The following is an 18,180-nucleotide window of genomic DNA, read 5'->3' on the forward strand; positions in this document are numbered from 1 at the left end:
CTAGAATGCCGGGCTTGTAAACGTTTTCATCAAGGACTGCCGGTGGCCTCCGATCGCATCGAATCCCTCATTGCCCAGATGACCGTCGAGGAAAAGGTCGGCCAGCTGGGTGTCTTCGCGGACATGGTCCGCCCGTTCGCCCCGGACGTGAACCCGGAAGCCAATGTGCGCAATGCCGACCAGGTGCTGCAGCAGGTGCGCGAGGGCAAGGTCGGCTCGCTGTTCAATGGCGTGGGCGCCGAGCTGGGCCGCCGCATCCAGCAGGTCGCCACCGAAGAGAGCCGCCTGGGCATTCCGGTGATCCTGGCCGCCGACGTCATCCACGGCATGCGCACCGTGTTCCCGATCCCGCTGGGCGAGGCCGCCAGCTTCGAACCGGCGCTGGCCGAGCGCACCGCACGCGCCACCGCCATCGAAGCCACCGCTGCTGGCCTGCACTGGACCTATGCGCCGGCCGTGGACATCGCCCGCGACCAGCGCTGGGGCCGTGGTGCCGAAGGTGCCGGTGAGGACGTGGTGCTGGGGTGTGCGTTCGCCGCCGCCCGCGTGCGCGGCTTCCAGGGCAGCGACCTGCGCGCTGCCGATTCGCTGCTGGCCACGCCGAAGCACTTCGCCGCCTATGGCGCGGTGATGGCGGGCATGGAATACAACATGGTGGACATCTCGCCGCAGACCCTGCGCGACGTGCACCTGCCGCCGTTCAAGGCCGCCTTCGATGCGGGCGCGATCACCGTGATGTCCTCGTTCAACGACATCAACGGCGTGCCGGCCAGCGCCAACGCCGAACTGCTGACCGACATCCTGCGCGGTGAGTGGAAGTTCCCGGGCGTGGTGATCTCCGATTACACCGCCGACATGGAACTGGTCGCGCACGGTTATGCCGCCGACGACCGCGATGCCACCGCCAAGGCGTTCACCGCCGGCCTCGACCTGAGCATGCAGAGCGGCTTCTACGCCGAGCACCTGCCGGGCCTGGTCGAGAGCGGCGAGGTGCCGATGGCGGTGCTGGATGAAGGCGTGCGCCGCATCCTGTGGCTGAAGGAAACCATCGGCCTGTTCGACGACCCGTACCGTTCGCTGGACCCGGCGCGCGAAGCCGATACCTCGCACATTGCCGCACATGACGCGCTGTCGCGCGATGCCGCGCGTCGTTCGATCGTGCTGCTGAACAACCGCGACAACGTGCTGCCGTTGCAGAAGAGTGGGCAGAAGATCGCGCTGATCGGCCCGTTCGTGCAGGACCGCGAAAACATCGAAGGCTGCTGGACGCTGTTCGGCGACAAGCAGCGCTACGTGGATCTGGAAACCGGCGTGCGCGCCGCCATCGGCGATGAAGCGCTACTGGAAATCGTGCCGGGTTGCGATCTGGAAGCCGCGATTCCGGGCGGTACCGAAGCGGCCGTGGCCGCCGCGCTGCGCGCCGATGTGGTGGTGCTGGCGCTGGGCGAACCGCAGCGTTACAGCGGTGAAGCGCAGTCGCGCGTGGAGATCACCCTGCCGCCGGCACAGCAGGCGCTGGCCGAGGCAGTGGCGATGACCGGCAAGCCGCTGGTGGTGCTGCTGCGCAATGGCCGCGCGCTGGCGCTGCAGGGCGCGGTGCGCAATGCACAGGCCGTGGCGGTGACCTGGTACCTGGGCACCCAGACCGGCCATGCCGTGGCCGATGTGCTGTTCGGTGACTACAGCCCGTCCGGCCGCCTGCCGGTCAGCTTCCCGCAGGTGTCCGGCCAGCAGCCGTACTTCTACAATCACCCGCGCACCGGCCGCCCGGAACTGCCGACCATGTCGGAGTTCAAGGCCCGCTGGCGCGAGATTCCGAACGAGCCGCTGTACCCGTTCGGGCATGGCATCGGCTACACCACCTTCGCCTATGGCGTGCCGCAGTTGAGTGCGGGCCAGCTCGGCTGGGACGACACCCTGACCATCACCACCACGCTCACCAACAGCGGCGACGTGGCCGGCGAGGAAGTTGTGCAGCTGTACATCCACGACCGCGTGGCCAGCCGCGTACGTCCGGTGCGCGAACTGAAGGACTTCCGCAAAGTGGCGCTGCAGCCGGGCGAGTCGACCGAAGTGGTGTTCACCCTGACCCGCGAGCAGCTGGCGTTCACCGGCCGCGACGGCGTGCTGCGTGCCGAGCCGGGCCAGTTCGACCTGTGGGTCTGCGCCTCGTCGGCAGCAGGCGAAGCCGTGCAGTTCGAGCTGCTGAAGGCCTGATCGAGAAAAAGGGGACGGAGGGGATTAAGTCGTTTGTGCCACTAACGACTTAATCCCCTCCGTCCCCTTTTTTGTTGTCCTCACTGGGGCGGCGCTACCATCGGTGTTCTTGAACCGATGGATGCCCGCGCATGCGCACGATCGCTGTGTTGATTCCCGCCCTGTTGCTGGCGGCCTGTTCGCATCCGGCACCGCCGGCCGAGCCTGCGGTGGACGCACCGCCGCCGATGGAGGCCAGTGCTGCGGCAACGCCTGCGGCTGAACCGGCGAAGGCTGCTGCCGAGCCGGCCGGCGCCGCACCGACGGATGCGCCCGCGGAAGACGCGCGTGCACGCATTGAGACGCTGCTCGGCGACGCCGCGCAGTACGAGAAGGTGTTCAACGCGTTCAAGACCGCGGTGGTCGGCGGTGATCGCGCTGCGGTGGTGGAGGAAGTGCGCTTCCCGCTGAATATCGCTAACGGAAGGAAGATCACCGGCCCCGGTGAGTTCCAGCGCAACTACGAGCAGATCATCACCCCGGCGGTGGTCAAGGCGGTGTCCGAACAGGACTTCGGCAAGGTGTTCGTCAACCAGCAGGGCGTGATGAGCGGCGATGGCCAGGTGTGGCTGAACGGGCAGTGCCTGGACCAGGCTTGCACGAAGACCGAGGTGAAGGTCATCACCATTCAATGAATGCGAACGGCCCCGCGTGCGGGGCCGCTTCGTATGGGTAGTGCCGGCCGCTGGCCGGCAACCGCAGGATGCCGGAAGAACCCAGGGTGCCGGCCAGCGGCCGGCACTACCAGTACATCAGGTCTTCGGGGTGAGCTTCAGCAGGCGCGCCTTGCTGCCGTCTTCCAGCAGCCACAGCGCGCCATCCGGGCCCTGTTCCACTTCGCGGATGCGCTCGCCCATGTTGAAGCGTTCGGCTTCGCGCGCGCTGTCACCATCGAAGGCCACGCGCACCAGCGAGGTGGAGGACAGGCCACCGATGAAGCCGCTGCCCTTCCACTGCGGGAACAGGGTGCCGCTGTAGATCACGAAGCCGGCCGGCGAGATCACCGGCGTCCAGGTCACCTTCGGGGCGGCGAATTCCGGCCGGGTATCGTGGTCGGGAATCGGGCGGCCGTCGTAGTGGTTGCCGTTGGAGACGATCGGGTAGCCGTAGTTGGCGCCGCGCACGATCAGGTTCAGTTCGTCGCCGCCGGCTGGGCCCATCTCGTGCGCCCACAGCTTGCCGTTGGCGTCGAAGGCCATGCCGAGGATGTTGCGGTGGCCCAGCGACCACACCTGCGCAGCAACACCGCCCTGCGAGGCGAACGGGTTGTCGGCGGGCAGGCTGCCGTCGTCGTTGAGGCGGATGATCTTGCCGAGATTGCCGCCCATGTCCTGCGCCGGATCGAACTTCTGGCGCTCGCTGGAACTGATCCACAGCTTGCCGTCCGGGCCGAAGACGAGGCGGTGGCCGTAGTGGCCCTCGCCACTGACCTTGGGCGTCTGTCGCCAGATCACCTTCAGGTCCTTCAGCTCACCGCCACCCTTGGCATCCAGCGCCAGCGTGGCGCGTGCGACGGCAGCGCCACGGGTGTCCAGCGTGCCTTCCTCGGCATAGCTGAGATAGATCACGTGGTTGCTTGCGAACTGCGGGTGCAGGATCACGTCACCGAAACCACCCTGGCCACCGTAGGCGACCTTCGGAACGCCGGTGATCTCGTGTTTCTGGCCGCTGGCCAGGTCCAGATGCTGCAGCTTGCCGCGCTTTTCGGTGACCAGCAGGCTGCCATCGGGCAGGAAGGTCATTGCCCACGGCTGGTCGAAGCGGCTGACCTCGGTGGCGGTGAACGGGCGTTGATCGGCGGCGGTGGATGCCGTGGCCGTGGCCTGGGTGCCGCTGGCGGCCGGGTCGGCGGCGTTGCAGGCGGAGGTGGCGAGGATCGGCACCAGGCCGAGGGCGAGCAGCAGGGGTATGCGGGTCATGGGTATCTCCAGGGCGGGGATGCGGATGGCCAGGCCCTCCCTTGTATACCACTTGCACGGTCATCGTCGTGGCCCGAAGGTCCCGCGCCCCCTGTGCGGCGGCAGCGGGATCGTCTAGGGTGGGCACGCCCGGGCAAAGCGTGCCCGCCTCTGCCTGCCAAGGATCTGCAATGAGCACAGCCATGCCCCACAAGCCGTCCACTGCCTTCATCGCCGCCTCGTGGGTGGCCTTGCTGCTGGGTGCGGCGGCCTACCTGATCGGCCTGTTCAACGCCACGATGGCGCTCAACGAGAAGGGCTACTACCTGACACTGCTGCTGTTCGGCCTGTTCGCGGCGGTGTCGCTGCAGAAGAGCGTGCGCGACCGCGTCGAGGGCATTCCGGTCAGTGGCCTGTACTACGCGCTGTGCTGGTTCGCGCTGCTGTCGGCGCTGATGCTGCTGCTGGTCGGGCTGTGGAATGCCACCCTGGCGTCGAGCGAGAAGGGCTTCTACGGCATGGCCTACGCGCTGTCGCTGTTCGGTGCGGTGGCGGTGCAGAAGAACACCCGCGACCTGATCGCCGCCGGTGGCGCTGAAGGCAAGCGCAGCACGGCCGTGCCGCCGCTGCCGGAACAGGAATGATGCAGCAACGGTAGCGCCGGGCCATCCCCGGCGTTGCCGCATAACGGGTCCGTCAGGGGCCGCGTACCAGGCGAGGTTCCACCTGCTGCGCTTCCTCCCAGCCTCGGCGAACGGCATTGCGGGCCTGCGCCCACTCCAGCCGGCTCTTGCCACGTTCGCTGGCCCAGCGTGATTCCAGCTCGCCTTCCACTTCCTCGTAGGCGCGGATCATGTCCTGCGCGCGGGCCGAGTGGCCAATACGGTAGGCCGGTTCGTAGTCGTCGAAGAACAGCTGATCGTCATAGTACGGTTCAGAGGTATAGCGCTCGCGCCAGAAGTTGGAGATTGCATCACGCGGCGTGCTGTCATCCGGCACGCGGCCGGGGATCTGGTATTCGGCCATGGAAGGGCTCCGTTGTTGACGAAGCCTGATCGTGCCTGTGCGGTGGTTAATGGCCCGGTCCGGCAGCGTGATCGCCAGATCAATCCGCCGGGCATGGCCCGGCGCTCCGCTCACCCGGCGTCGGCATCCTTGCGCGGCAGCTTGTAGATCACCGCGCCGATGGCAAACGCGACCAGTGCAGCGGCAATGTTCTGCCAGCTCGCACTGGCGAACAGGGCAACACATAGCAGCAGCGCCAATACCGGAATCAGTGGGCCGCCCGGCAGCTTCAACGCACCAGGGCGGTCGGCATAGCGCTTGGCCAGCACCAGTACTGCAGCGGCAGTACCGATGTAGGCGAACAGGCGCGTGGTCATCGACAGCAGCGCCAGCTGCACGAACGAACCGGACAGCGCCAGGCCGAGTGCGATCAGGCCCTGGCACAGGATCGATGCGGCCGGCGTATGGAAGCGCGGATGCACCTGCGCCAGGATCTTCGGCCCGTAGCCATCGCGCGCCAGCGCGAACAGGAAGCGCGGGCCCATCATCATCGTGTTGCTGTTGGTGCCGAGGATGGAAATGGTCGCGCCCACGGTCAGGATCAGCGCGAGTGCCTCACCACCGAAGCCTGCGGCGGCGTCGGCCAGCGGCGTGGCCGAACTGGACAGCCCGGCCAGCGTGCCCTGCGCCACCACCTGCACCGCTCCATAGATGACGGTGACGGTGATGATCATGGTGATCAGGGCGAATGGAATATCGCGGCGCGGATTACGGTACTCGCCGGCGGCCGCCGGAATGTTCTCGAAGCCGGCGTAGGCGTACAGCAGCAGCAAGGCGGCTTCGCCCATGCGCTGCAGGTCATGCGGGTCCGGGCGCTGGCCGGAGAAGGCCAGCTGCGGATCGATGTAGAACGCACCGATGGCCACGAACAGCAGCAGCGGCAGCATCTTGCCGATCACCAGCACCACGCCGGTGCGCGCGGCCGAGCGCACGCCGATGATGTTGACGCCGGTGAGGAAGCCCAGCGACACCACGATCACTGCGATGCGGCCCATGCCGGCGCCGGCCCACGGCCAGAAGCGCGCGACCGCATCGGCCAGTGCATTGCTCAATGCGGCCGCCGAGCTGATGCGGGTCAACCAGATCATCCAGCCGATCTCGAACCCGGCGAATCGCCCGAACGCCTCACGGGCATACAGGTAGCTGCCACCGGGTTCATCGAAGTAGCTGGCGGCCTGCGCGTAGCACAGCACCAGCAGGGCAACGACGATGCCGGCGGCGACCACGCCCCACAGGCTGAAGGGGCCGAGCAGGGCGACGGTGGCGGCCGGCAGCAGGTAGATGCCGCTGCCGATCACATCGTTGATCGACAGGCCGACGATCTGCCAGCGGCTGACCGCGCGCTGCAGCTGCGGTTCGTCCTGCGCGCTCAACGGGCGTCTCCGCTCAGTGCGGGCAGCTGCCACTGGGCCTGCAGGCGCGTGTACTCGGCGCGCGGCAGCAGCACGAAGCGCGGCGTATCCTGCGGCCGCAGCCAGTCAAGCAGCGCCTGCATGCGTGGCTGCGGCATGGCGGTGCAGCCGGCCGTGGCCTCGCCGGGCTGGCGCCACAGGTGGGCGAAGATGCAGCTGCCCTTGCCGGGCTGGTTGTCCGGGTTGTGGGCGATGACGAAGCCTTCCCGGTAGCGCACGTCGCCCTGGTTGTGCAGGTCCAGCCGCATCGGCTCGGTGGAGCCCTTGACCGCTGCACTGCCGACCTTCTTTTCATCCACGATGCGGTTGTAGAACGGAGAGCCGGGCACATCCATGCAGTAGCTGCTTTCAAGCATGGGCTGGTAGGCCATCGCGGTGCCGGGGCGGGTGATGGCATAGCCGAAGGCGCTGCCGAGCGCGAACACGCCGGCCGGGCTGCGGCCATCGCCTTCCTGCTTCTGCGGGCCTTCGCCCTGTGCCGGATGCAGGCCCAGGCCCCACGCGCTGCCGGTACGGCCGAGCGCCACCGGGAACGCCTGCCCATGCGCATGCCAGCCGTTGCCATCGCGCACATAGGCCTGCAGTTGCCCCTCGGTGCTGCCCCAGCTTTCGCTGGTGACCACGATCAGCTGGCGCGCACCATCCAGCGGCGCGGCGTGGGCGGATATCGCTGCAGAAAGCAGCACGGCAGTGGTGGCAAGGCGGACCAGCGATTTCATCAACGTGCGCTCCGGTCAGGAATCCAGCAGGTGGTCGATCCGCTCCAGGTTCACCGCGAGCTGCTGCTGGCGGTCCGGATTGGCGTGGCAGAGCAGCACGAACAGGAAATCGAGCAGCGCGTGCATGGCGCTACGGTACAGCAGCTGCGCGACCTGCGGCGTGCGGTCGTGCGCACACACCACCAGTGTTGCATCAGCATGCGCGCGCAGCGGGTTGGCGGTGTGGCGGGTGATGGAAATCACCTTGCCACCCATGTCCTGGAACTGGCGCGACAGCTGCGAAAGCTGGGGCAGGTTGCCGAACTCGGAGAACATCAACAGCACGTCACCCGGGCGTGCCGCCGACAGGTTGGCCAGCATCAGGATCGGGTCGGTATGCGGCACCACCAGCAGGCCGAGCAGCGACAATCGCATGGCGAACTCACGCGCGTACAGGCCGTCATCACCCAGGCCGTACACGAACAGCTTCGGCGCGCCGTCGATCAGCTGCACGATGCGCTCGATTTCCCCGCGTGGATTGGCCTGGCGGGTTTCCTCCTCGGCTTGTGCCTTGCTGCGGCGCAGGGCCTCGCCCAGGCGCAGGTAGTCATCGCCGCTGTCGGGTTCGCTGGGCGCCTGCTGCGGATCGGCACCGGCGCGAGCCACATCCTGGCCGATCGAGTACTTCAGGTCCGGGTAGCCCTTGAAGCCGAGCTTCTGGCTGAACTTCACCACGCTGGACTGGCTGATGCCCAACGCGTTGGCCAGCTGCTGGGACGAGTAGTCGCGCAGCAGGTGAGCGTTGTCGAGGATGAAGTCGGCGATGCGACGCTCGATGGCCGACATCTGCCCGCGCTCGGAACGGATCTTCAGCAGGGGCGGCATGCGGGGAGTCCGGGCATATGTAGGCGCGCTGCGGTTGGCAGCGTAGAGCGTTTCATGGAATGGGTCGCGCGCGTGCCAGCCGCGAAGGGGATACGGAGTGCAGTTATCGCCTTTGACGTTGAGTCCGCCTTCAAGCGAGCCGAGCACCGCAGGTCCGGCGAGGGCGAAGAGGCGCGGGTGTCTGAGCGCAGCGAGTTCCGCGCCGTCCCTCGCCGGACCGAGGAGCACAGGGCACCGACGTGCGCAGCACGCCGGCTCGCGGCCGGCGGAGCGTTTCTTTTGGTTACTTTTCTTTTCGCGAAAAGAAAAGTAACGCCCGACCCAAAGTCAGTTGTACGCCAGGCCAGCCGCAAGGCAGAGATCAACCCAGCATCTCCAGCCCGCGCACTTCGGTGATGCCCAGCCCCGGCACGTCGCTGATGCTGATCTCCGATTCGTTGAAGTGCACGCCGCCACTGACCGGGTCGAACTGGCCCAGCGAGGGGCCGTCGAGGTCGACCTTGGTGATCACATCGCTCTTGGCCACCGCCAGGTGCACCGCCGCAGCCACGCTGATGCTGGATTCGATCATGCAGCCGATCATGCAGGGCACGCCGTAGATGCCGGCGATGTCGGCAATGCGGATCGCGTTGGACAGGCCGCCGGTCTTCATCAGCTTGATGTTGATGATGTCGGCCGCGCGCTGCTGGATCAGGTCCATCACCTGGCTCGGGCTGAACACGCTTTCGTCGGCCATCACCGGCGTGTTGACGCGGTCGGTCACGTACTTCAGGCCACTGATGTCGGCCGCCTTTACCGGCTGCTCCAGCAGTTCCAGCACCACGCCGGCTTCTTCCAGCGTGCGCATTGCGTGCACGGCCTGCTTGGCGGTCCAGCCCTGGTTGGCGTCCAGCCGAAGCAGGGCGCGGCCTTCCACGGCGGCGTGGATCGCCTTGACCCGTTCGATGTCCAGACCGATGTCCTTGCCGACCTTGATCTTCAGCGACTCGAAGCCGCGTTCGATCGCCGACAGCGAATCGGCCACCATCTTGTCGATGTAGTCCACGCTGATGGTGATGTCGGTGGTGATCACCGGGTCGCCGCCGCCCAGCATCTGGTACAGCGGCGCGCCATGCAGCTGTGCCCACAGGTCGTACAGCGCGATCTCCACCGCCGCCTTGGCGCTGGTGTTGCGCTCCATCGCGGTCTGCACCAGACCGCACAGGCGATTGAGGTTGGCCACGTCCTGGCCGATCAGGCGCGGCGCGATGAAGTGACGGATCGCTTCGATGATCGAGCCGTGCGTATCGCCGGTGATCACCGCCGTGGCCGGGGCTTCACCGTAGCCGGTGTTGCCCGTGTCGGTGCGGATCAGCACCACCACGTCTTCCACGGTTTCCACCGTGCGCAGGGCAGTCTTGAACGGTGTTTTCAGCGGCACGCGCAGCATGCCCAGTTCGATGGCAGTGATCTTCATTCAGGGGGTCTTGGCACGCAGGCGTTGGATGTTGGTGATGCGGTCGATGTAGCGGACGCTGTCGCTGGCCATCATCGGCTCCAGCGGGGTGACCGAAACACCATTGAGGTGGGCCTGCACGCGCGTGCCGTCAGCACCAAACCAGCTGCCGCCCGCCGTATCGTGGATGACCCAGGTGCGGCCGTCGACGTGGCCGATGGCCATCATCACGTGGCCGGGGATGTAGACCAGGTCGCCCACCTGCAGGTCGGTGACGGCGCGGTCGCGCACGGCCTTGCCGTCCTTGCCGGTGAATGGCACGCGGTCCAGCGCCGGGCTGACCGCCTGCGCGCTGGTATTGCGCGGTAGGAGCACGCCGAAGCTGCGGTAGATCTCGGAAACGAAACCGCTGCAGTCGCGGGTGTCGTAGTCGTGGCCCCAACCGTAGCGCTCGCCGAGGAACTTGAAGGCCTGCTGCAGCAGCAGGCGTGGGGTCAGCGGCAGGTAGTCAGCGGCGGTGTCCTGCGAGCGCGGCAGCAGCGCCGGCACCAGCTTCAACCGGCCATCGGCTTCGCGTACCGGCAACTGCACCACCCACGAGGCGTGCGCCTGCTGGCCGTTCACCGGCTCTGACGCCGGCCAGTCGGCCAGCACCGGCAGGCGCACGCCCATGTCCAGCTGCAGGCGCGAGACGCGCGGTTCTTCCGGGGTGTAGGCGGTCTGTGCGGTGGCGCCGGTGACGATCCGGTACGGTCCCTTCGCGCCGTAGCCGAGCACGGTGGCTTTGTCGCCGCTGGCGATGGCATCGGCCTCGATCCATGCGCTGTAGCGCTCGCTGTGCACGAACAGCCAGCGGCCGTCGGCGCTACGATGGACCACGGCAACCTTGTCGCCGGGGAACAGCGCCGATTCCTGGAAGCGATCGATGTCGGTGTCGCCGATGCTGCTGAAGACGCGCTCGCGGGTGGGGAAGGTGCGCAGCGCCGCGCGCTTCACCACCAGCCCATATTGCGGTGTCGTCTGCGCGGGAATGGACTGCAGGCCCAGATTGGCTTCAGTCGCGCTGCGCAGTGCCGGCGCAATGGCCTGGCCCTTGTCGTTGTACAGAGTGCGGGTGGGCCAGCTCGACAGCGCGGTGATGCTGGCACGCACCGCCGCCGCATCAAGCTGCTCGGGCAGTGCGGCGATGTCCTGGATGTGGCTGTCCTGTGAGCGCATCCGTGCGTTCTGTGCCTCGATCTGGCTGCGGTCCAGGATCGGCACGTCTGCGTTGTCCAGGCGCGCGGTCCAGTACTGCGGGGTGAGGTAGGCCTCGTGCAGGCCGATCACATAGGGCAGCGGCGCGCCCGGGTCGGGCGGCGGGGCCGCCTGTGCAAAGGCCGGTGCGGCCAGCAGGCACAGGGCCAGGGTCAAGCGGCGTGGCCAATGCCGATGCCGTTCGCGGGAAGCCAGGATCATGCGCTGCACACCCTCCTCGAATGCCTGTTGGAATATTTATTCCTTTTGGCACCGAAATCAAGAATAAATTATTGACCGGCATCCCGGCCCGTGTTACACAGCCGTTACCACCCGCGCTGGGGAAGTGTCGCTGTGGATCCTGCCGTTCGCAAACCACGTCTGCCTGCCACTGCCGGCCTGTGTGCCGCGCTGCTGCTGTGGGCGTGGTCGGCGGGAGCGGAGCCGCCACCCTCGGCCATCCAGTTTGCGCGGGTCGTGCAGATGATCGACGCGGGACGGTTCTCCGAAGCCGGCAGCGAACTGAACACCTGGTCGGCTGCGGACGCGGCGGAGCCTGGCGTCAGTTTCGACGACATCGCGTTCCAGGAAGAACGCATGCGCCGCATCCGCCTGGATTTTTCCCTCGACGAAACCGCCGCAAAGTCTGCCGTGCGCCGCTGGATTCCCGACCTGACCGACGAGGAATTCGCACGCTGGGACCAGCTTGGACTGATCGAACACCTCGACATCGATGGCACGCGCTGGTACTTCAAGCGCGCACCGTCGAACCTGTTCCTGCTCAGCGATGAGGCACGCGCACGCCGCCGCGCGGATGCACCGATGTCGCCGCCGGGCCCGAACGAGGTGCTCAACGCGCACCACGCGCGCGTGCTTGCCGCAGCGGAACAAAGTGGCCAAGCGTCGGTACTGCCGCAGCGCATTGAATTCACCCAGTCGCTCACGGTGAAAGCCGATGCGGTGCCGGCCGGCGAGACCGTACGCGCCTGGATTCCGTACCCGCGCGAGATACCCGGCCAGCAGGAGCAGGTGCAGTGGCTGGGCAGCACCCCGGGCAAGGCGCGCGTGGCGCCAGCCAGCACCCTGCAGCGCACGGCCTATCTGGAAGCCAAAGCGGTGGCCGGGCAGCCGACCCGCTTCGAGGTCCGCTACGCGGTCACGATCCTGGCCCGGCATACCGCGATCGATCCGGCCAAGGTGCAGCCGACACCGGCCGATCCGGCGCTGAAACCCTACCTGGCCGAGCAGCCGCCGCACGTGCGATTCACGCCGGCACTGAAGCTGTTCTCCGACCAGGTGCTGCAGGGGGAAACCCGCCCGTATGAAGTGGTGCGCAAGCTGTTTGCTGCCGTGGATCGCATTCCATGGGCCGGTGCGCGCGAATACTCCACGATCAGCAACATCAGCGATTACGCGCTGCGTGCCGGACATGCCGACTGCGGCCAGCAGACGCTGTTGCTGATCGCGCTGCTGCGCATGAACGGCATTCCCGCGCGCTGGCAGTCGGGCATGGTGTTCTCCGACGATGGCAGCGGCTACAACAACCTGCATGACTGGGGGCAGGTCTACCTGGCGCCGTATGGCTGGCTGCCGATGGATGTGACCACCGGCGCGCTGGCCAGCGACGTGCCTGCCCTGCGCGATTTCTACCTGGGTGGCCTCGACGGCTACCGCATCGCCTTCAACGACGATTTCGGCCAGCGCTTCGCGCCGGCCAAGCAGCACTTCCGCTCGGAAACGGTCGACTCGCAGCGCGGCGAGGCCGAGTGGGCAGGCGGCAACCTGTACTTCGACCAATGGAGCTACGACTTCCAGTGGCGGGTACTGCCAGCCGGGCAACGCTAGCGCGACACATCGCACTCCACACCATTCAATTCTTGCAGGAGAGAGCAGGGGATGAAGGCTTACAGCATCAAGCGGGCGGCGTTGTGCGTCGCCCTCGGGGCGTGTCTGGGCGTGATGCTGCCCGGCACCGCAATGGCGCAGAACGTGAGCGGCGCGGTGGCGGGCCGCGCCACCGCCGGTGATCAGGTGACCGTGGTCAGCAACAGCACGGGCCTGACCCGCTCTGTCACGGTCGGTGCCGATGGCAGCTATCGCCTTGGCCAGCTACCGGTGGGCGACTACCAGTTGCAGCTCAGCCGTGATGGCCAGAAGCTGGGTGATCAGGTTGCTGTCAGCGTCGCGATCGGCGGCACCACCACGGTCAATCTGGCAAGCGGCGGCGGCGTCACCAATCTCGATGCACTGCAGGTGGTCGGCACACGCGTGGTCAATCGCGTGGATGTCTATTCCACCGAAACATCCTTCAACATCAATCGACAGGAAATCTCGCGCCTTCCTGTGGCGCAGGACCTGTCTGCGGTCGCACTGATGGCGCCTGGCGTGGTCGGCGGCAACTCGTCCTTTGGTGGCTTGTCCTTCGCCGGCTCGTCGGTGGCTGAAAATGCCGTCTTCATCAATGGCCTGAATGTCACCGACATGTACACCCGTCGCGGCTTCAGTACCGCGCCGTTCGCCTTCTTCAAGGAGTTTCAGGTCAAGACCGGCGGATACTCGGTCGAGTTCGGCCGCTCCACCGGTGGCGTGATCAATGCGGTGACCCGTTCGGGCAGCAACGAGTTCGAAGGCGGCGTGGAAGTCACCGCTGAGCCCAGTGCATGGCGCTCCAGCGGCGGCGACCACTTCCATCGTGATGGAACCCCGCATTCGTATGGCAGCCGCGACAACAACTCCTTCCTGAAGACCAACGTGTGGGGCTCCGGTCCGATCATCAAGGACAAGCTGTTCCTGTTCGCGATGTACGAAGACCGCAGTGACAAAGGGCACAACACCTCGTCCGATGGCAGTACCTGGTTCAAGAATGATTCCGGCAACGGCTTCTGGGGCACCAAGCTGGACTGGAACATCAACGACAACCACAGCCTGGCGCTGCTGGCGTTCTCCGACGAAGGTGACGTCACCAACGCCTCGTATGGCTACAACTGGAACGCAGACCAGCTCGGTGCATGGGGCGGTGATTCGGTCACCGAGACGGGTGGTCGCAACTGGTCGGCCACCTATACCGGCCACTTCGGCCAGAACTTCACCGCCCGCGCCATGGTCGGCCAGAACAACCAGCGTGCGTTCACCAATTCGTCGCTGGATCAGGCGTGCAGCCCGGTGTTCACCGACAGCACCTACGGCCCGCGCCTGGGCAAGCTGCAGGGCCTGCGCGCAGGCTGCCACCCCACCGGCACGGCAGTGGCCGAGCGTGACGATACCCGTGACGTGGCGCGACTGGACTTCGAATGGCAGCTGGGTGATCACCTGCTACGCTTCGGTGTCGACCGTGAGCTGATGACCACAAAGCAGTCCACCCGCTACCCCGGTCCGACCGAGTTGAGCTACACGGCCTACGTAGCGCGACCTGGCGATGAAGTCTGGGACGGTGCCAATGCCTACGTGCCAGCAGGCGTTACCGAAATGCTGCGTGCGCGCAACCGCAAGTCGGGAGGCACGTTCGAGACTGAAGCCAATGCCTTCTACGTGGAAGACATCTGGAACATCACTCCGAACCTGATGCTCAACCTCGGCGTGCGCTGGGACCGTTTCGAAAACCGCACCGCCGCCGGCAAGGCGTTCATCAAGATGGACGACCTGGTCGCGCCGCGTGTGGGCTTCTCGTGGGACATGCGCGGTGATGGCAGCACCAAGCTCTTCGGCAACGCCGGCCGCTACTACCTGCCGGTTACCAACAACATCAACGTGAACTTCGCCGGTGGTCTCACCGACGAATACAGCTATTACGTGCTCAACGGCTGGGAGCAGAAGAGCTCGCCGACAGGCTCGCCGTACATGGCACCGATCGTCGGCCAGCAGATCGGGCCGACCGACACCCGCATGAACACCGGCGGTGCCGACCTGCGCCAGAGCGTGGACCGCGATCTCAAGGCGGTCTACCAGGACGAGTACATCCTCGGCTTCCAGAACATGATCAACCAAGCCTGGTCGTGGGGTGTCAATGCCACCTACCGGCGCATGACCCGCGCCCTGGATGACATCCGCATCAACTACACCCCGTGCGGCCCGACCCCAAGCACGCTGTGGCCGATCGCCAATCCGGGCGAAAGCCTGACGATCTGGGGCGACAAGAGCATCGGTTGTGCCAACGAGGGCTGGATCACCATCGATACCGCCAACAGCGGCTATCGCAAGGGCGGCAGCGGCGAGGTGATCGGTTACTCCAAGCCCAAGCGCACCTACAAGGCGCTGGAGTTCCAGATCGACCGCGCGTGGGACGAAAAGTGGATGTTCAATGCGTCCTATCTGTGGTCCAAGAGCGAGGGCAACTTCGAAGGGCCGGTGAACTCCGATACCAACTACGGTGATACCGGCATGGTCCAGTTCTGGGACCACCCCGCCACCAACGAGCGCTACGGCGTACTGTTCAACGACTTCCGCCACCAGTTCAAGCTGCGAGCTGCGTACGCACTGAACAAGCAATGGTCCTTCGGCACCACGTTGCAGGTGCAGTCCGGTGGCCCGATCACTGCGTATGGCGTGATGTGGCCAAACGACTCCATCGCCGGTGGCAGTACCTCCAGTGAAGGTAGTGGCGGTGGCACCGGTTGGCTGTGCGTGGCCAACTGCTCCGGCCCATACAACCAGCGACAGTTCGAGTACAGTCCGCGCGGCGCGTTCGGTCGCCTGCCATGGACGTGGACCATGGGCGCCAATGTGACGTGGCGTTTGCCGGTGGAGGGCATCGACCTCAGCGCACGGCTGTCGGTCTACAACCTGTTCAACAATCAGAAGACCATCAATGTGCACCAGCGCTATGAAGCGCAACCCGGCCAGTACCGCGAGGCGACGTTCGCCACCGGGACGCGCTGGCAGGCTCCGCGTTATACACAGTTGGTGGTGACCTGGAATTTCTGAGGCTGCATCCCGTGCCGTCTGTGTGGGCGGCGCGGGCATTGGAAGGGAAGCGTGCATGCATCATCTGCTGATCCTCGCAGCGGCACTGGCCGCACCCTCCGCATCGGCGATCGACACCGCTTCAATTGATGCCGATGTCGCCGCCGTGGTTCGCGCCGAACATCTCCCCGGGCTTGCGATGGCGGTGGTCGAGAACGGACAGGTGGTCTATCGCCATGCTGAAGGTAAGCGTGGCGATGGCGGCCGCATCGACGAGGACACGCTGTTCAAGATCGCCTCCAACAGCAAGGCGATGACCGGCGCGTTGCTGGCGCGGCTGGTGCAGCAGGGCAAGCTGCGCTGGGATGATCCGGTGCAGCGGCATCTGCCGGGCTTCCGCATGCATGACGCATGGGTGAGCCAGCAGATGCAGGTGCGCGACCTGCTGATCCACAACAGCGGTCTCGGCCTGGGTGCCGGTGACCTGATGCTGTGGCCGGAACCGAACACGTTCTCCCGTGCCGACATCATCGCCGGGCTGGCACACCTGAAGCCGGTCAGCAGTTTCCGCAGCCGTTATGCCTACGACAACCTGATGTATGTGGTGGCCGGTGAGGTGGCCGCTGCGGCCGCTGGCAAGCCGTACGACCAGTTGATGCGCGAACAGGTGTTCGAACCACTCGGCATGACGCGCTGCCAGGTAGGGGCGTGGTCGGTGAAGCGCGTGGGCAACGTGGCGCAGCCGCACGCCTGGCGCGGTGATCGCCATGAGGTTGTGAACGCAGACGGTGCGATCAGCCCGAACCTGACCTCGATGGCGGCAGGCGGCATCCGCTGTTCACTGCGCGACATGACGCGCTGGATGCAGGTGCTGCTGGATCCTGCGCTGGTGCCGGACTGGCTGGGCAGCGAGCAGCGGCGCACGCTGTGGACCCTGCACATGCCGATGCCGTTGGGTGAACGCCAGCGGCGCTGGGACAACGCGCATTTCTACGGCTATGGCTATGGGTGGCGTGTGTCGGACATGGACGGGCAGTGGAAGGTAGCGCATACCGGCACGCTGTCGGGCATGTACTCGTCGCTGGCGCTGCTGCCCGACCGGAAGGTGGGTGTGGTGATGCTGATCAACGGTGAAGGCGAGGATGCGCGTACCGCGCTGATGCAGGCCGCGCTGAAGCGCTTCACCACACCCGACGATGCGCGTCCGGCGATGGAGTACCTGACCGAACTGCAGGCGGACCAGGCCGCTCGTGCGGCAACCGGGCATCAGCGACCTGTGACTTCGGATGCACAGCGACTCACGGCTTCCGATCTGCAGCGCTGGCAGGGCCGCTACATGGATACGTGGCTGGGCCCGGCCTCGCTGTGCCCGGGCAAGGACGGCCTGCGCTTCAGCGTGGACAAGTCGCCCCGGCTGCAGGCCACGGTGCTGCAGTTGCAGGGGCGTTGGCTGCTGCGCTGGGATACGCTGGGCGAAGACGCACAGGCCTGGCTGCAGCCCGGTGACGGTGCACCGCCCACACTGGACCTGCGTGCCATCGATCCGGACATCGACTTCAGCTATGACTTCCAGGACCTGCATTTCACTCGTACTGGCGACTGCCCTGGCAGCGAGCGCCAGCGCCGCTGAGCCGCCGCGTGTTTCACCGGCCACCGATGCCGCCAGCGCCGGATTCGTGGAGATCCGCACGTTGTCGCCAGGCATCGAGATGGACATCCGCTACGCCGGCGCCAACAACTTCACCGGCGCGCGCGTGCCGGGTTACGAGGCGCCGTCCTGTTACCTGCTGGCGCCGGTGGCGAAGGCACTGGCACAGGTGGAACAGGACCTGCGCGCGGATGGCTTTGGCCTGCGCCTCTACGACTGCTACCGGCCGGTGCGCTCGGTGCAGGCCTTCATGGCCTGGGTGAACGATCCGCGCGAGCGCTCGCGCAAGGCTCTGCAGTACCCGGATCTGGACAAGCCACGGCTGCTGGCCGACGGCTACATCGCCGAGCGCTCCGGCCATAGCCGCGGTGCCACCGTCGACCTCGGTCTGTTCGATTGCCGCAGCGGTACCTGCACGCCGCTGGACATGGGGACGGATTTCGATTTCTTCGGCCCTCGTGCGCACACGCAGACAAGCGGATTGAGCGATGCACAACAGGCCAATCGCCAGCAGCTGGTGCGCGCGATGGCGCGGCGGGGCTTCGTGAACTATCCGCAGGAGTGGTGGCACTACACCCTGCAGCCCGAACCGGACCCGGGCACCGCATACGACGTCCCCGTGCGGTAGGGACATCGGCAGAGGGGCGCTGCTGTTGGTAGGTGTCGACCTTGGTCGACACGGTAGATCCACACCATGCGTGGATGCTCTTCGTTCAATCATCGGAGTATTCGATTTCGATGGGGATTC

The 18,180-nt window shown here is 66.2% G+C and carries 14 protein-coding genes; 7 read left to right on the top strand and 7 right to left on the bottom strand.

The features are described from left to right. The first annotated feature begins 42 nt into the window (after positions 1-42). Both ACZK33_RS01855 and ACZK33_RS01860 read left to right on the top strand, forming a co-directional pair. Positions 43-2,217, top strand: a complete 2,175-nt coding sequence (locus ACZK33_RS01855; protein WP_423174677.1) for a glycoside hydrolase family 3 N-terminal domain-containing protein — start codon at positions 43-45, stop codon at positions 2,215-2,217. Between the two features lie 131 nt (positions 2,218-2,348). Beyond that, the gene (locus ACZK33_RS01860; RefSeq protein WP_423174676.1) at positions 2,349-2,891 is read left to right on the top strand and encodes a hypothetical protein; all 543 of its coding nucleotides are present in this window, start codon (positions 2,349-2,351) and stop codon (positions 2,889-2,891) included. A gap of 117 nt (positions 2,892-3,008) precedes the next feature. On the opposite strand, the gene ACZK33_RS01865 is transcribed toward ACZK33_RS01860, so the two are convergent. Further along, complete coding sequence (locus ACZK33_RS01865; protein ID WP_423174675.1) at positions 3,009-4,175, bottom strand: PQQ-dependent sugar dehydrogenase; 1,167 nt, start codon at positions 4,173-4,175, stop codon at positions 3,009-3,011. Positions 4,176-4,345: 170 nt separating this feature from the next. On the opposite strand from ACZK33_RS01865, the gene yiaA reads away from it, so the two are divergent. Beyond that, a complete protein-coding gene (yiaA, locus tag ACZK33_RS01870; RefSeq protein WP_423174674.1) occupies positions 4,346-4,798 on the top strand; it encodes an inner membrane protein YiaA in 453 nt (150 codons plus the stop codon). Positions 4,799-4,850: 52 nt separating this feature from the next. On the opposite strand, the gene ACZK33_RS01875 is transcribed toward yiaA, so the two are convergent. The 6 genes from ACZK33_RS01875 to ACZK33_RS01900 all read right to left on the bottom strand — a co-directional run bounded on the left by ACZK33_RS01875 (position 4,851) and on the right by ACZK33_RS01900 (position 11,107). Beyond that, a complete protein-coding gene (locus tag ACZK33_RS01875) occupies positions 4,851-5,180 on the bottom strand; it encodes a hypothetical protein (RefSeq protein WP_423174673.1) in 330 nt (109 codons plus the stop codon). A gap of 110 nt (positions 5,181-5,290) precedes the next feature. Then, positions 5,291-6,592, bottom strand: a complete 1,302-nt coding sequence (locus tag ACZK33_RS01880; protein WP_043400011.1) for an APC family permease — start codon at positions 6,590-6,592, stop codon at positions 5,291-5,293. Continuing rightward, positions 6,589-7,350 carry a L,D-transpeptidase family protein gene (locus ACZK33_RS01885; protein ID WP_423174672.1) on the bottom strand — a complete coding sequence of 254 codons (762 nt, stop codon included), beginning with the start codon at positions 7,348-7,350 and terminating at the stop codon, positions 6,589-6,591. Before ACZK33_RS01885 ends, ACZK33_RS01880 begins: the two co-directional genes overlap by 4 nt. Before the next feature lie 15 nt (positions 7,351-7,365). Then, positions 7,366-8,214 (bottom strand): MurR/RpiR family transcriptional regulator, encoded by an 849-nt coding sequence (locus tag ACZK33_RS01890; protein ID WP_423174671.1) that lies wholly within the window; start codon positions 8,212-8,214, stop codon positions 7,366-7,368. 361 nt (positions 8,215-8,575) lie between these two features. After that, positions 8,576-9,670 carry a dipeptide epimerase gene (locus ACZK33_RS01895; protein WP_110710846.1) on the bottom strand — a complete coding sequence of 365 codons (1,095 nt, stop codon included), beginning with the start codon at positions 9,668-9,670 and terminating at the stop codon, positions 8,576-8,578. After that, a complete protein-coding gene (locus ACZK33_RS01900) occupies positions 9,671-11,107 on the bottom strand; it encodes a C40 family peptidase (RefSeq protein WP_423174670.1) in 1,437 nt (478 codons plus the stop codon). 132 nt (positions 11,108-11,239) lie between these two features. Between ACZK33_RS01900 and ACZK33_RS01905 the strand changes: the two genes are divergently transcribed. Genes ACZK33_RS01905 through ACZK33_RS01920 form a run of 4 tightly spaced genes read left to right on the top strand, consistent with a single transcriptional unit; the run spans position 11,240 to position 18,060 of the window. Beyond that, complete coding sequence (locus ACZK33_RS01905; RefSeq protein ID WP_423174669.1) at positions 11,240-12,730, top strand: transglutaminase-like domain-containing protein; 1,491 nt, start codon at positions 11,240-11,242, stop codon at positions 12,728-12,730. Between the two features lie 51 nt (positions 12,731-12,781). Beyond that, complete coding sequence (locus ACZK33_RS01910; protein WP_423174668.1) at positions 12,782-15,805, top strand: TonB-dependent receptor; 3,024 nt, start codon at positions 12,782-12,784, stop codon at positions 15,803-15,805. 55 nt (positions 15,806-15,860) lie between these two features. Next, a complete protein-coding gene (locus ACZK33_RS01915) occupies positions 15,861-17,414 on the top strand; it encodes a serine hydrolase domain-containing protein (RefSeq protein ID WP_423174667.1) in 1,554 nt (517 codons plus the stop codon). Continuing rightward, a complete protein-coding gene (locus ACZK33_RS01920) occupies positions 17,347-18,060 on the top strand; it encodes a M15 family metallopeptidase (RefSeq protein WP_423174666.1) in 714 nt (237 codons plus the stop codon). Before ACZK33_RS01915 ends, ACZK33_RS01920 begins: the two co-directional genes overlap by 68 nt. The last annotated feature ends 120 nt before the right edge of the window (positions 18,061-18,180 follow it).

The sequence above is a fragment of the Stenotrophomonas sp. 86156_Sma genome, assembly GCF_056481625.1.